Annotated in this window: 14 protein-coding genes; all 14 read left to right on the forward strand. The window is 55.3% G+C overall.

Annotated features, from left to right (window positions below; all coding sequences use genetic code 11):
* The first annotated feature begins 36 nt into the window (after positions 1–36).
* The 14 genes from fliF to flhB all read left to right on the forward strand — a co-directional run bounded on the left by fliF (position 37) and on the right by flhB (position 13,184).
* Positions 37–1,734, forward strand: coding sequence for a flagellar basal-body MS-ring/collar protein FliF (fliF, locus tag K0I63_RS06855; protein ID WP_011865167.1), 1,698 nt, complete (start codon positions 37–39; stop codon positions 1,732–1,734).
* A complete protein-coding gene (gene fliG, locus K0I63_RS06860; protein WP_011865168.1) occupies positions 1,727–2,770 on the forward strand; it encodes a flagellar motor switch protein FliG in 1,044 nt (347 codons plus the stop codon). Before fliF ends, fliG begins: the two co-directional genes overlap by 8 nt.
* Entirely contained in the window at positions 2,770–3,798 is a 1,029-nt protein-coding gene (gene fliH / locus K0I63_RS06865) for a flagellar assembly protein FliH (RefSeq protein WP_220082948.1), read from the forward strand. The genes fliG and fliH overlap by 1 nt, the downstream gene beginning before the upstream one ends.
* Positions 3,770–5,110 carry a flagellar protein export ATPase FliI gene (fliI, locus tag K0I63_RS06870; RefSeq protein WP_220082949.1) on the forward strand — a complete coding sequence of 447 codons (1,341 nt, stop codon included), beginning with the start codon at positions 3,770–3,772 and terminating at the stop codon, positions 5,108–5,110. Before fliH ends, fliI begins: the two co-directional genes overlap by 29 nt.
* Before the next feature lie 29 nt (positions 5,111–5,139).
* On the forward strand, positions 5,140–5,586 hold the full coding sequence (fliJ, locus tag K0I63_RS06875; protein WP_220082950.1) for a flagellar export protein FliJ: 447 nt from the start codon (positions 5,140–5,142) through the stop codon (positions 5,584–5,586).
* Between the two features lie 394 nt (positions 5,587–5,980).
* Positions 5,981–7,684 (forward strand): flagellar hook-length control protein FliK, encoded by a 1,704-nt coding sequence (locus K0I63_RS06880; protein WP_258406954.1) that lies wholly within the window; start codon positions 5,981–5,983, stop codon positions 7,682–7,684.
* Positions 7,685–7,783: 99 nt separating this feature from the next.
* Entirely contained in the window at positions 7,784–8,305 is a 522-nt protein-coding gene (gene fliL, locus K0I63_RS06885) for a flagellar basal body-associated protein FliL (protein WP_220073503.1), read from the forward strand.
* Positions 8,306–8,347: 42 nt separating this feature from the next.
* Positions 8,348–9,373 (forward strand): flagellar motor switch protein FliM, encoded by a 1,026-nt coding sequence (gene fliM, locus K0I63_RS06890; RefSeq protein WP_011865174.1) that lies wholly within the window; start codon positions 8,348–8,350, stop codon positions 9,371–9,373.
* 25 nt (positions 9,374–9,398) lie between these two features.
* The gene (gene fliN / locus K0I63_RS06895) at positions 9,399–9,782 is read left to right on the forward strand and encodes a flagellar motor switch protein FliN (RefSeq protein ID WP_011865175.1); all 384 of its coding nucleotides are present in this window, start codon (positions 9,399–9,401) and stop codon (positions 9,780–9,782) included.
* 27 nt (positions 9,783–9,809) lie between these two features.
* Entirely contained in the window at positions 9,810–10,169 is a 360-nt protein-coding gene (gene fliO / locus K0I63_RS06900) for a flagellar biosynthetic protein FliO (protein WP_434086797.1), read from the forward strand.
* Between the two features lie 11 nt (positions 10,170–10,180).
* Positions 10,181–10,933, forward strand: coding sequence for a flagellar type III secretion system pore protein FliP (fliP, locus tag K0I63_RS06905; protein WP_144204215.1), 753 nt, complete (start codon positions 10,181–10,183; stop codon positions 10,931–10,933).
* 8 nt (positions 10,934–10,941) lie between these two features.
* Positions 10,942–11,211, forward strand: coding sequence for a flagellar biosynthesis protein FliQ (fliQ, locus tag K0I63_RS06910; RefSeq protein WP_011865178.1), 270 nt, complete (start codon positions 10,942–10,944; stop codon positions 11,209–11,211).
* A gap of 42 nt (positions 11,212–11,253) precedes the next feature.
* Positions 11,254–12,051 carry a flagellar biosynthetic protein FliR gene (fliR, locus tag K0I63_RS06915; RefSeq protein WP_144204210.1) on the forward strand — a complete coding sequence of 266 codons (798 nt, stop codon included), beginning with the start codon at positions 11,254–11,256 and terminating at the stop codon, positions 12,049–12,051.
* On the forward strand, positions 12,051–13,184 hold the full coding sequence (flhB, locus tag K0I63_RS06920) for a flagellar biosynthesis protein FlhB (RefSeq protein ID WP_220082952.1): 1,134 nt from the start codon (positions 12,051–12,053) through the stop codon (positions 13,182–13,184). Before fliR ends, flhB begins: the two co-directional genes overlap by 1 nt.
* Positions 13,185–13,297: the final 113 nt, after the last annotated feature.

The following is a 13,297-nucleotide window of genomic DNA, read 5'->3' on the forward strand; positions in this document are numbered from 1 at the left end:
GAAAGATAACGGCAGGTATTTATCGTGAGCACAGATATGGTAGTCGGAACTGGCGCTGGCACAACGCAGGACATGTTGGCAGGCGGCGTACAAGAAGAACATAAGCCAAGCGGCGGAATGTTTGGCGGTGTCGACATGCTCAGGCAGATCACCATGATCCTGGCGCTGGCTATCTGTCTGGCGTTGGCCGTCTTCGTCATGTTGTGGGCCCAAGAGCCCGAATACCGCCCTCTGGGTAAGATGGATACCCAGGAGATGGTGCAGGTCCTGGATGTGCTGGACAAGAACAAGGTCAACTATCAGATCGATGTCGATGTGCTCAAGGTGCCCGAAGATCAGTACCAAGACGTTAAGATGATGCTGAGCCGCGCCGGTATCGATAACTCGCCGAGTCGTGACGATTACCTCTCTAAAGACAGCGGCTTTGGCGTGAGCCAGCGCATGGAGGCCGCCAGACTGAAAAACAGTCAGGAGCAAAACCTGGCGCGCACCATCGAAGAGTTAAAGAGCGTCAGCCGCGCCAAGGTGATCCTGGCCATTCCTAAAGAGAACGTGTTTGCCCGTAATCGCTCCAAGCCAAGTGCAACCGTGGTGGTTAATACCCGCCGTGGCGGTCTGGGTCAGGAGGAGGTCGATTCCATCGTAGATATCGTTGCCTCGGCGGTGCACGGTCTCGAGCCGACTCGGGTTACCGTCACCGATGCTAACGGTCGCCTGCTAAACTCAGGCAGTCAAACTGCAGGTTCGGCTAGAGCCAGACGCGAGCTTGAGCTGGTGCAGCAGAAAGAAGCCGAATACCGCAGCAAGATTGAATCGATTCTGATGCCGATTCTGGGACCGGAGAACTTTACCGCCCAGGTCGACGTGAACATGGACTTTACCTCGGTCGAGCAGACTGCCAAGCGTTATAACCCGGATCTGCCGGCGGTGCGCAGCGAGATGACGGTTGAGAATAACTCTACCGGTGCCAGCACTGGCGGCATCGCCGGCGCGCTGAGCAACCAGCCACCGATGGAAGCCAATATTCCTCAGCAGGCTACCGGCACTAGTGCTCAGGAGCAGACCCTGCCGGGTTCTAGCCACAAGGAGGCAACCCGCAATTATGAGCTAGACACTACCATCAGCCATACCCGCCAGCAGGTGGGGGTGGTCAGACGGGTTAGCGTGTCGGTGGCGGTCGATTTCAAGACGGGGCCAGCCGGTGAAGATGGTCAGGTGACCCGCGTTGCCCGCACCGAGCAGGAGCTGAGCAACATACGCCGCCTGCTAGAAGGGGCCGTAGGTTTCAATACCCAACGTGGCGACATGATAGAGGTGGTCACCGTTCCCTTCATGGATCAACTGGTAGAAGAGGCGCCGGCACTGGCCATCTACGAGGAACCTTGGTTCTGGCGAGCCATCAAGCTGGTGATGGGCGGTCTAATCATCCTGGTGCTTATTCTGTTCGTGGTGCGCCCTATGCTCAAGCGCCTTATCTACCCAGATGGTCAGAAGATGCCAGATGCGCCATCTTTGGGTGACGAGTTAGCGGAGATTGAGGATCAGTATGCCGCCGATACCCTTGGCATGCTCAATCGTCCCGATGCGGAATACAGCTATGCCGACGATGGGTCAATTTTGATACCGGATCTGCATAAAGACGATGATATGATAAAGGCCATACGTGCATTGGTGGCCAACGAGCCTGAGTTGTCTACGCAAGTCGTCAAGGGATGGTTACAAGAAAATGAGTAAAGACAAAGAGATCGACACAGCTAACGGTGAGTTCAATACCAAAGATCTGACCGGTATCGAGAAGACAGCCATCCTGCTACTCAGCCTTAGCGAAGCCGACGCCGCCTCAATCCTAAAACACCTCGAGCCTAAGCAGGTGCAGAAGGTGGGTATGGCCATGGCGGCCATGAAAGACTTCGGCCAAAACAAGGTGATAGGTGTACATAAGCTGTTTCTGGAGGAGGTACAGAAATACTCCTCCATCGGCTTTAACAGCGAAGAGTTCGTGCGTAATGCCCTTACCGCCGCCTTGGGTGAAGATAAGGCGGGTAATCTTATCGAGCAGATCATCATGGGCGGTGGTGCCAAGGGCCTAGAATCACTCAAGTGGATGGACGCCCGTCAGGTGGCCACCATCATTCAGAACGAACACCCGCAGATCCAGACGATTGTGCTCTCCTATCTTGAGCCGGATCAGGCCGCCGAGATTTTTGCCCAGGCACCGGAAAATACCCGTCTCGATTTGATGATGCGTATCGCCAACCTCGAAGAGGTGCAACCGGCGGCGCTGCAAGAGCTAAACGACATCATGGAGAAACAGTTTGCCGGTCAGGGCGGCGCGCAGGCGGCGAAAATGGGCGGCCTGAAGGCGGCGGCCAACATCATGAACTACCTGGATACTGGCGTCGAAAGCCAGCTGATGGAGACGTTGCGCGAGACCGACGAAGAGATGGCGCAGCAGATCCAAGATCTGATGTTTGTCTTCGAAAACCTGGCAGATGTCGACGACATGGGTATTCAGACCTTGCTGCGTGAAGTGCAGCAGGATGTGTTGATGAAGGCCCTCAAGGGGGCAGACGATCAACTCAAAGAGAAGATCCTCGGCAACATGTCCAAGCGTGCCGCCGAGCTGCTTAAAGACGATCTCGAGGCCATGGGTCCAATACGGATCAGCGAAGTGGAAGTGGCTCAGAAGGAGATCCTCTCTATTGCTCGTCGCTTAAGTGATGCCGGTGAGATCATACTTGGTGGTAGCGGCGGAGAAGAGTTCCTCTAATGACCATGTCTGGCGACAAGAAGCCCCAAGAGGGCCAAGGCGTACACACACAAGCCGATTTTAGCCATTGGCAGCTGCCCGATGTAACTCCTGTGGTGCATGAGCCCAAGGAGAACATGTTCGGCCGCATCGCCCCGCAAAAGGCGGCTAAGGCGGTCGATGAGCCGGTGATGCCCCCCACCCTGGAGGAGATCGAGTCGATCCGCGCCGAGGCCGAGGCCGAAGGCTTCGCTCAGGGCCAGGAAGCCGGCATGGCCAAGGGCTTGGAAGAGGGGCGACTGAAAGGCCTTGAGCAGGGCCACGAAGAGGGCTATCGTCAAGGCCAGGCTCAGGGTATGGAGGCCGGCCTCGCCGAGGCCAAGCAGACGATTGCGAAATTTGAAGCCCTGATGCAGCAGCTATCGATGCCGCTTTCCCTACTCGACACCGAAATAGAACAAGCCCTGGTTCAACTCAGCATGACCCTGGCCAAGGCGGTGATCGGCCATGAGCTTAAGACACATCCCGAACATATTCTCGCCGCCCTGCGTCAAGGGGTCGACGCCCTACCGCTGAAAGAGCAGGGGGCGCACCTGCGTCTGCATCCGGAGGATCTCGCTATCGTCGAGCGACTCTATGAAAGCGCGCAGCTAACAAAAAATCATTGGGAGTTAGAGGCAGACCCGACCTTGAGCCGCGGCGAGTGTATCGTAAGCAACAGCCGTAGCCGGGTGGATATGGGGCTGGAGCATCGCATCAAGGCAGTGTTCGATAAGCTTATCGCCAGTGAGCAGCGCCTCGAGCAGCAAAGGCTACAACAGCTCGCCGCCATGGAGAAGGTCCCCGAGCATCAAAACCAAAACCAAAACCAAAACCAAGACCTAGACGGCGACGCTGCGCAAGCGGGCCTCGAAACAGATAGCCAGACAAGCGATCCGCAACAAACGCAAGTAGTTGACGCATCACAAGTCGCGCCGAGCGAACAGATTGCACCAGAAGCACCGCAAGAGACGAGCCCAGATGAAGACACGTCAAAACCGGCTTCTTGATAAGTTAAGGCAGCATACCCAGGCGGTCGCGTCTTTTATGCCGGAGGCCTCGGGCCAGCTGGTACGTGTGGTGGGCCTCACCCTGGAAGCCACCGGCTGCAAGGCGCCCGTGGGCAGCCTGTGTAGCATAGCCACCATGGCAGGAGATCTGATCGCCGAGGTGATAGGCTTCGATGACAAGCTGCTCTATCTGATGCCGATCGAGGAGCTAAGCGGCGTGATGCCTGGTGCCAAGGTGACGCCGCTCGGTGAGCAGACAGGGCTGAATGTCGGCATGGGCCTGCTTGGCCGAGTGCTCGACGGCAATGGTGCGCCGATTGACGGCTTGGGGCAGCTGCATACCGATCAGAAAGCTACCCGTCATGCCACCATGCTAAACCCCTTGGCGCGCCGCGCCATCAGTGAACCTTTGGATGTCGGGGTGCGCGCCATCAACGCCATGTTGACCGTGGGTAAGGGCCAACGTATGGGCCTGTTCGCTGGTTCTGGCGTGGGTAAGAGTGTGCTGCTGGGCATGATGACCCGCGGAACCACGGCCGATGTGATCGTGGTTGGTCTGGTCGGGGAACGTGGCCGCGAAGTGAAAGAGTTTATCGAGGAGATCTTGGGCGCCGAGGGACGTGCCCGCAGCGTGGTGGTGGCGGCGCCCGCCGATACCTCACCACTGATGCGTCTTCGAGCCTGTGAGACCTCGACCCGTATCGCCGAGTATTTTCGCGATCTGGGTTACAACGTATTGCTGCTGATGGACAGCCTGACCCGTTACGCCCAGGCCCAGCGTGAGATCGCCCTGGCCGTCGGTGAGCCGCCGGCCACCAAAGGCTATCCCCCCTCTGTGTTTGCCAAGCTGCCTAAACTGGTGGAGCGAGCCGGTAACGGCGGCGCCGGCCAGGGCTCAATTACCGCCTTCTATACCGTGCTCACCGAGGGCGATGACCTGCAGGATCCGATCGCCGATGCGGCGCGGGCGATCCTCGATGGTCATATCGTCTTATCGCGGGCATTAGCCGATTCGGGTCATTACCCAGCCATCGACGTCGAGGCCTCTATCAGCCGTGTGGCGCCTATGGTGATCAGCGACGCTCATCTGGAGGCGACGCGCCGGGTGAAGCAGATGTATTCTCTGTACCAACAGAATCGCGACCTCATCTCTATCGGTGCCTATACTCAGGGGAGCGACCCTCGTATCGATAACGCCATACGCCTACAGCCAGCCATGAACGCCTTCCTGCGCCAGACCATGAAGGAAGCCATCAGCTTCGATTCCAGCGCCTTGATGCTGGGTCAATTGAGCGCCCAGTGTCAGGTCTAGCCTGAGTTTTATCGGAGAGCATAACGGCCATGGCAAAGCATGATCCCTTAGAGACAGTACTCAAGTTAGCCCTCGACGCCGAGGAGGCCGCGGCGACTCAGCTTAGAGGCGTGCAGTTGACGCTGAATAAATGTCGCCAGCAGCTCGATGCCTTGCAGCAGTATCGTCTCGATTACATGAAACAGATGGAGGCCCAACAGGGGCAAGTGATTGCCGCCAGCAGCTACCATCAGTTTCATCAGTTTATCCGTCAGATCGACGAGGCGATCGAGAAGCAGGTCTTCGCAGTGTCGGAGACGGATAAGCAGCGTCAGAAGGCTCAGCAGTATTGGCAGGGTAAGCAACAGAAGCGTAAGGCGGTCGAGCTGTTACTCGCGAATAAAGCCGAAGCAAAACAAAAGTTTGAGGCCAAACAGGAACAGAAGATGATCGACGAGTTTGCCTCTCAGCAGTTTTTCCGTCAGTCCACCCGTTAATCCCCTAATAGGTACATGAGTAGAGGCTGGCGCCTCTTTATTGTCCTCAAAACCATTCTACCGTCTCGCCACTTTTTCAAGGCAAATTGTAATACCAATCACGGTAAGTAAGTGATCAAAAGTAGCGTAGGAAAAACAAAAACGGTCGAGAACAAGGCATGATTTTTCGATAACTAGTTATTTTACAATTAAAAATAATAACGCCGTTTTCGGGCATTTTAACAAGCTAGCGTGATCAGTTATTTACTAGGATTGGTATGATTAACTTGGCATTTTTATTGCTTGATATTGATTAGTAAGGGCCAATGAGTCCAAAGCTTAGCGAATAATTGACGCTCGGGTGGCACGTGACATTGACGTGCCCAAGATGAGTGTTGGAGGAAGCATGCCACAGATGACCCAAATACTCCTGTCCAATGTCGAGCCCGGCAAAGAGAAGGGCGGGGTGTTGCCCAGCGTATCAGATGCGAAATCGACCGCAGAGTCTAAGTCAGAAAACAAAGGTTTTTCAGAGGCTTTGGCTAAGGCGAGCGGCCAGGGTGAGGTGAACTCACAGGCAAAACCGCGCCCGCAATCCCAGGTCGAAAACGTGGCTCAACGCGATAACACTGCTAAGGCCGATGCTAAGCAGGAGAAGGCGCCCGCGCAGGACAAAGACAGTGACGATGTCTCCAACGTGCTGGCGCAGATCCATCTGGCGAACAAGCTGGGGGATGAGGTGGAGATTGCCGCTGACGGCGTCATTTTGCCGCCGGGTGATGCTGATGGTGAGTCATCTGCCGACAATGAGCTGTTTCCTACCTTTGTAAAAGGGGCTAAGGACAAGGTCGATACCGAAAAAGCGGACTTAGAGGGTATAGATGAGCTGCTTAAACCCGGCGCCGGAGAAGATCATATCTTACCCGTCATCAATCCAAATGGCCTGGGGAGCGAGGCGATATTGGCTCAGCTTCCCGAAGATGCTTTAAATGAGGTGATGGCGCAAACAGGTTTGTCCAAGGATGAGCTGACGGCCTTACCGCCGCAGATGCTCGAAGGGCTCATTCATGGCATAGCGGGTAAGAATAAGCCTGGAAATGGTGAGCCCAGTCAAGCCGAGGCGCTAGAGAGTGAAGCTGCCAATGCCAAGCTGGCGGCACTTATTCATGACGCCAAGCAATATCTCTCGGCCATGGCGAGTCAGTCGCAAACCAACTTTGCAGCAACTCAAACTGAGCCTTCACAAGGCGCAGGCGTGGCCAATCAGCCGGGACTAAATCAGGTTGGGTTAAATCAGATTGAGATTAGTCAAGTAGGCCTAACCTCGGCCAATAACGCGAGCGGCGTGGAAAGTGCCGTTAATGAGAAAGGCGTGAAAGCCATATTGGGTGAATCCAAGGTTGGTGAGTCTAAGTTTGGTGAAGCTAAGCTAGCTGACGCCAAGCTTGCCGCCGAGCAGGCACAAAATGGTGCTCTGAAGATGACCTCGGCTGCTGAGGGCCGCGATGGCAAAGCCGCGCAGGAGCTGCTGAAGGGCGCTAACCTTGCCGTGACCATGTCGCCAAAGGCCGGTGAAATGCCAGATGCCGCGGCAGATAGCAAGCTTAACGCATTATCGCTACAGGGTTTGCAAGGCGCAAGAAATGAGGCCCTCCCGCAATATCAAGTCTCTATCAAGCCACAGGGCGAACCTGTGACGCAGATGCAGGAGATGATCCATAAGTTCTCGCCCGTGATGCGTCAGCAGCTGGTGGCCATGGTGAGCCAAGGCGTGCAGCAGGCGGAGATTCGCCTGGATCCGCCCGAGCTTGGCCACATGATGGTACGGGTTCAGGTGCAGGGTGACCAGACCCAGGTGCAGTTTCATGTGACCCAGACCCAGACGCGGGATCTGGTTGAGCAGGCGATCCCACGTCTGCGGGAGCTACTGGCCGAGCAGGGGATGCAGCTGACCGACAGCAACGTCTCTCAAGGCGGTAAAGAGCAGGGTGGTAACGGCGAGCAAGGCGAGGGACTGGGCCATGGTCTGTCTGAGATGGATGAAATTTCGGCAGAAGAGAGCCTGTTAGTGTCGAATAACGCAACAAGTTATCGTTCGGGTATAGATTATTACGCGTAAGCAGGTAACCTATAGGTTGGTATGATTGCCCAATCGTTTGATATGCGCTAAAAAATCATGACGATGCTGAGTGTGAGCCGAGTGTGATAGGGATAAGAGATGGCGGAAGAAGAATCGTTAGAACTTGAAGAGAATGTAGAGCCTAAGAGTAAGAAGAAGCTCATTATCTTTGCGGCCATAGGGGCACTCTTGGTGGTCTTGCTGGGTGTGGGCGCATGGTTGTTCTTGTCGGGCGATGAGCCGAGCGATGAGACCATGGCGGAAGGGGAGCAAACCGAGCAGAGTGAGCCGGCAAATAGCCGTGAAGCCTTCTATGTGGGGATGCCGAGACCTTTCCTATTTAATCTGCCTGGGCAGAATCGCTCCCGTTTGGTGGAGATCAAGGTGCAGCTCATGGTGCGTGGCTCTGACGATGATGTCTTAATTAAAAAGCATATTCCGCTTATCGAGGATGCGCTGCTGACCACCTTTAGTAGTGCCGACGTGCAGAAGCTCAGCTCCCTTGCCGGTAAGGATGAGCTGCGCCAATTGGCACTGCTGAATGTACAGAATACCCTGCAACCTGTGACCGGACGTAAAGTGGTTGAAAAGGTGCTGTTTACCGGCTTCGTGATGCAGTAATGCCGATGATCCCTAAGCTAACAAGTATGATAGGACGATATTGTGAGTGATCTATTAAGCCAAGACGAAATTGATGCGCTACTTCATGGTGTCGACGACGTCGAAGAGGAAGAGGTGAGTGACGCGCTCGATGCGCGCGCCTATGACTTTTCATCACAAGATCGTATCGTCCGTGGTCGTATGCCGACCCTGGAGATCGTCAACGAGCGTTTTGCCCGCCACCTGAGGATCAGCATGTTTAACATGATGCGCCGCGCGGCCGAGGTGTCGATCAACGGCGTGCAGATGCTCAAGTTTGGCGAATATGTCCACACCCTGTTTGTACCGACAAGCCTGAATATGGTGCGTTTCAGTCCCTTGAAGGGGACTGCGTTGATCACCATGGAGGCCCGTCTGGTGTTTATCCTGGTGGATAACTTCTTCGGCGGCGACGGCCGTTTTCACGCCAAGATCGAGGGGCGGGAATTTACTCCCACCGAGCGGCGCATCGTGCAGCTGCTTTTGAAGATCATCTTCGAAGATTATAAGGAAGCCTGGGCACCTGTGATGGATGTCGAGTTCGATTATCTCGACTCCGAGGTGAACCCGGCGATGGCTAACATCGTCAGCCCCACAGAAGTCGTGGTGGTGAGCTCCTTCCACATAGAGGTGGACGGCGGCGGCGGTGATTTCCACATCACCATGCCATATTCGATGATCGAGCCGATTCGTGAACTGCTCGATGCCGGGGTACAGAGTGATACTCAAGATACCGACATGCGTTGGTCTCAGGCCCTGAAGGATGAGATCATGGACGTCGAGGTGGGCCTGGATGCCACCATAGTCGAGAAAGAGATCTCGCTGAAGGATGTGATGGGCTTTAAGGCTGGCGATATTATTCCGGTGGAGATGCCCGAATATATCGTGCTGCGGGTCGAGGACCTGCCCACCTATCGCTGTAAGTTAGGGCGTTCGCGCGAGAATCTGGCCCTGAATATCCGGGAGAAGATCCCAAGGCCCGAGACGGTAAAAACCGAGCTACAACTCGTGACTAAGAAGAGTAAGTCTCGGGATCTCAACAATATTTAATGGAATGCGTTTAAGGTAGAAATCAATGAGCACAGAAGATACAGGTGACGATTGGGCCGCAGCCATGGCCGAACAGGCGCTGGAGGAGGCTCAGGCGGTTGAACTCGACGAGCTGGCCGATAGCTCAAAGCCGCTGACCGAAGAGGAAGCGGCCAAACTCGATACCATCATGGATATTCCTGTGACCATCTCCATGGAGGTGGGCCGCAGCTTCATCAATATTCGTAACCTGCTGCAGCTCAACCAGGGCTCAGTGGTGGAGCTTGACCGGGTGGCCGGTGAGCCGCTGGATGTGATGGTAAACGGTACCCTGATCGCCCACGGTGAAGTGGTGGTGGTCAACGACAAGTTTGGTATTCGTCTCACCGACGTTATCAGCCAAACTGAGCGTATTAAGAAACTCAAATAAGGAAGGCCTATGGGGATCTCATCCTTGATGGCCGTTGCGGCCGCCGCGACGACTACTCAGGTGACCGGTGAGCGAGAGTCGGCATTGGCCACCATGACCAATATGCTGGGTGGCTTGCTGGTGGTGATCGCCTTGATCTTCCTGCTCGCCTATCTGGTCAAGCGTCTCAAGCTTGTGCCCACCTCCCACGGCGTGCTTAAGACCCTTGCAGTCACGCCGCTTGGGCAGAGAGAGAAGATGGTGTTGGTCGAGGTCGATGGCCAACAATACCTGCTGGGGGTCACGTCGCAGCAGGTTTCGCTTATCGATAAACTCGATACCCCAATCACCATAGAACAGGACTCCTTTGCCAGCCGTCTGCGTCAGGCAAAGTCATCACAGTCATGAACCCAATAAAAATCATGAAACGGATCTTGACCCCTCTCTTGTTACTCCTAGCCGTGATGGCGCCGCAACTGGCGCTGGCCCAGGATGGAATTCTTCCCGCAGTAACTGTCACCACAGGCGCCGATGGCTCGACCCAATATTCGGTGACCATGCAGATATTGCTGCTGATGACGGCGCTGAGTTTTCTGCCCGCCATGGTCATCATGCTAACCTCTTTTACCCGCATCATAGTGGTGCTGTCGATTCTGCGCCAAGCGATTGGCTTGCAGCAGACGCCGTCGAATCAGGTGCTGATCGGCATGAGTCTGTTTATGACCTTCTTCATCATGGCGCCCGTGTTCGACAAGATCTATGACCAGGCGGTCAAGCCCTATATCGACGAGACCATGACCATAGAGCAGGCCTATGACAAGGGCAAGGAGCCGCTGCGGGCCTTTATGTTGGCCCAGACCCGGCTCACGGATTTGGAGACCTTCGTCGAGATCTCTGGCTATCAGAATATTCAATCTCCGGAAGATGCGCCCATGAGCGTGCTGATCCCGGCGTTCATTACGAGTGAACTCAAGACCGCCTTCCAGATAGGCTTCATGCTGTTCGTACCTTTCTTGGTGCTTGACCTCGTGGTGGCCAGTATCCTGATGGCCATGGGTATGATGATGCTGTCGCCCATGATCGTCTCCTTGCCCTTTAAGATCATGTTGTTTGTGTTAGTGGATGGCTGGAGCCTGGTGATGGGCACCCTGGCCAATAGTTTTGGGATCTAGGAGCCGTTATGACACCCGAAGCCCTCATCGACATCTTTCGTGAAGCCCTATCGGTTATCGTGACCATAGTGTCGATGATCATCGTGCCCGGGTTGGTGGTCGGTCTGGTGGTGGCGGTGTTTCAGGCGGCGACCTCGATCAACGAGCAGACCCTGAGCTTCCTGCCGCGTCTGCTGACCACACTCTTTGCGCTGATGATCTTAGGCCATCTGCTGGTGCAGACCATGATGGAGTTTTTCCTGCAGATGGTGAACCTCATCCCTCAGGTGGTGGGCTAGGTATGAATCGCCGCGCCCGCCCGGCTATTGAGCGTCGCTGAGATGGAGATCTTGCTATCGACTATCATGCAGACGCTGTCGGCCTACATGTGGCCGCTGTTTCGAGTGTCGAGCATGCTGATGGTGATGGCGGTATTTGGCGCCAATACCACACCGACCCGTGTGCGCCTGCTGCTTTCGGTGGCGATCACCTTCGCCATCGCCCCCATGTTGCCGGTCAATACCGAGGTCGAGCTATTTTCATTAGGCGCCGTGTTCGTGACCGTGCAGCAGATCTTGATTGGCGTTGCCATGGGGTTTGTCACCTTGCTTATCATGCAGACCTTCGTGTTGACCGGGCAGATCATCGGCATGCAGACCAGCTTAGGTTTCGCCTCCATGGTGGACCCCGGCTCAGGCCAGCAGACCCCGGTTATCGGTAACTTCTTCTTGCTGCTGACGACCATGATCTTCCTGGCGGTGGATGGTCATCTGGTGATGATCCGCATGTTGGTGGCCAGCTTCGATACCATTCCTGTGTCTATGCAAGGAATAAGCATCGCCAGCTATCGGCGTCTGGCGGACTGGGGCGCCTATATGTTCGGTGCGGCGCTGACCATGTCTATTTCGGCGATTGTGGCGCTCTTGCTGATCAACCTCTCTTTCGGGGTGATGACCCGCGCCTCGCCGCAGCTTAACATCTTCGCCATCGGTTTCCCCGTGACCATGGTGAGTGGTTTGATTATTCTCTGGTTGACCTTGACGCCTATCATGGCGCATTTCGACGAGGTCTGGCGTTCGGCCCAGTTATTGCTGTGCGATCTGGTGCAGCTGCAATGTAGCACTGCTGGGAGCTTCTGATGGCCGATAACGATACCAGTCAGGAGAAGACCGAAGAGGCGACCCCCAGGCGACGCGAACAAGCGAGGGAGAAGGGTCAGGTAGCCCGTTCTAAGGAGCTGGGCACCTCTGCTGTGTTGATGTCGGCGGCGGTAGGGTTTGCCGTCATAGGGCCGAGCCTGGGCCAGTCGTTGATGAGCGTGATGACCAACCTGTTTACCATGAGCAGGCAGGAGATCTACGACACCAATAGCCTGTTCAATATCTGGATGATGGTCTTCAAGGAGCTGGCGATCCCTATGGCCAGCTTCGTGCTGTTTCTCGCCTTTGTCGCCTTCCTGGGGAATGTCGTGCTCGGCGGGATCACCTTCTCCGCCAAGGCGTTCATGCCTAAAGGCAACAAGATGAACCCCATCAGTGGCTTTAAGCGCATGTTCGGGGTGCAGGCCTTGGTGGAGCTGACTAAGGGGATCGCCAAGTTCTCCGTGGTGGCCCTGATGGCCTATCTGCTACTGAGTTATTACTTCACCGATATTCTTACCCTGTCCCAGGGGCATCTGCCGGGCAATGTCTATAACGCCCTGGATCTGCTGGTGTGGATGTTTATAGTGCTTTGCTCCTCTACCGTGATTATCGTGGTGATCGATGTGCCGTTTCAGATCTGGAACCACAATAAACAGCTGCGGATGACCAAGCAGGAGATCAAGGACGAGTACAAGGACACCGAGGGTCAGCCCGAGGTGAAGGGCCGGGTGCGTCAGATGCAGCGTGAGATGGCGCAGCGGCGCATGATGGCCGAGGTGCCCAACGCCGATGTCATCGTCGTTAACCCTGAGCATTATGCCGTGGCGGTGAAGTATGATGTGACCAAGGCCGCCGCGCCCTATGTGCTTGCCAAGGGGGTAGACGATGTGGCCTTTAAGATCCGTGAGATCGCCCGCGAGCATGATGTCGCCATCGTCTCGGCGCCGCCATTGGCCAGGGCCATCTATCACACCACCAAGATAGATCAGGAGATCCCCGAGGGGCTGTTTACTGCCTTGGCCCAGGTATTGGCTTATGTGTTCCAACTGCGTCAGTATCAGCAAAAAGGTGGTAAGCGTCCGACGCCTATCCCTATCAATCAGCCGATCCCTGATGAGCTAAAATATTAACGCTTTAAGTTGGTTAATTCTTATTTTGCGTCTGTACTGTCTGATATTTGTTCGTTTGTTATCCGCTCGAGTCGCTGCGAACTAAGCCGGCCTTAAGTTGGCGTACTTTTTGC

It is taken from the genome of Shewanella rhizosphaerae (assembly GCF_019457655.1).
In the GTDB taxonomy this organism is placed as follows: domain Bacteria; phylum Pseudomonadota; class Gammaproteobacteria; order Enterobacterales; family Shewanellaceae; genus Shewanella; species Shewanella loihica.

What these genes read in the sequence shown, in the direction of transcription:
- fliN (WP_011865175.1), top strand. Translation starts at nt 9,399, where the DNA reads ATGAGCACAGAAGATACAGGTGACGATTGGGCCGCAGCCATGGCCGAA.
- fliF (WP_011865167.1), top strand. Translation starts at nt 37, where the DNA reads ATGGTAGTCGGAACTGGCGCTGGCACAACGCAGGACATGTTGGCAGGC.
- flhB (WP_220082952.1), top strand. Translation starts at nt 12,051, where the DNA reads ATGGCCGATAACGATACCAGTCAGGAGAAGACCGAAGAGGCGACCCCC.
- K0I63_RS06880 (WP_258406954.1), top strand. Translation starts at nt 5,981, where the DNA reads ATGACCCAAATACTCCTGTCCAATGTCGAGCCCGGCAAAGAGAAGGGC.
- fliG (WP_011865168.1), top strand. Translation starts at nt 1,727, where the DNA reads ATGAGTAAAGACAAAGAGATCGACACAGCTAACGGTGAGTTCAATACC.
- fliQ (WP_011865178.1), top strand. Translation starts at nt 10,942, where the DNA reads ATGACACCCGAAGCCCTCATCGACATCTTTCGTGAAGCCCTATCGGTT.
- fliJ (WP_220082950.1), top strand. Translation starts at nt 5,140, where the DNA reads ATGGCAAAGCATGATCCCTTAGAGACAGTACTCAAGTTAGCCCTCGAC.
- fliI (WP_220082949.1), top strand. Translation starts at nt 3,770, where the DNA reads ATGAAGACACGTCAAAACCGGCTTCTTGATAAGTTAAGGCAGCATACC.
- fliO (WP_434086797.1), top strand. Translation starts at nt 9,810, where the DNA reads ATGGCCGTTGCGGCCGCCGCGACGACTACTCAGGTGACCGGTGAGCGA.
- fliH (WP_220082948.1), top strand. Translation starts at nt 2,770, where the DNA reads ATGACCATGTCTGGCGACAAGAAGCCCCAAGAGGGCCAAGGCGTACAC.
- fliR (WP_144204210.1), top strand. Translation starts at nt 11,254, where the DNA reads ATGGAGATCTTGCTATCGACTATCATGCAGACGCTGTCGGCCTACATG.
- fliL (WP_220073503.1), top strand. Translation starts at nt 7,784, where the DNA reads ATGGCGGAAGAAGAATCGTTAGAACTTGAAGAGAATGTAGAGCCTAAG.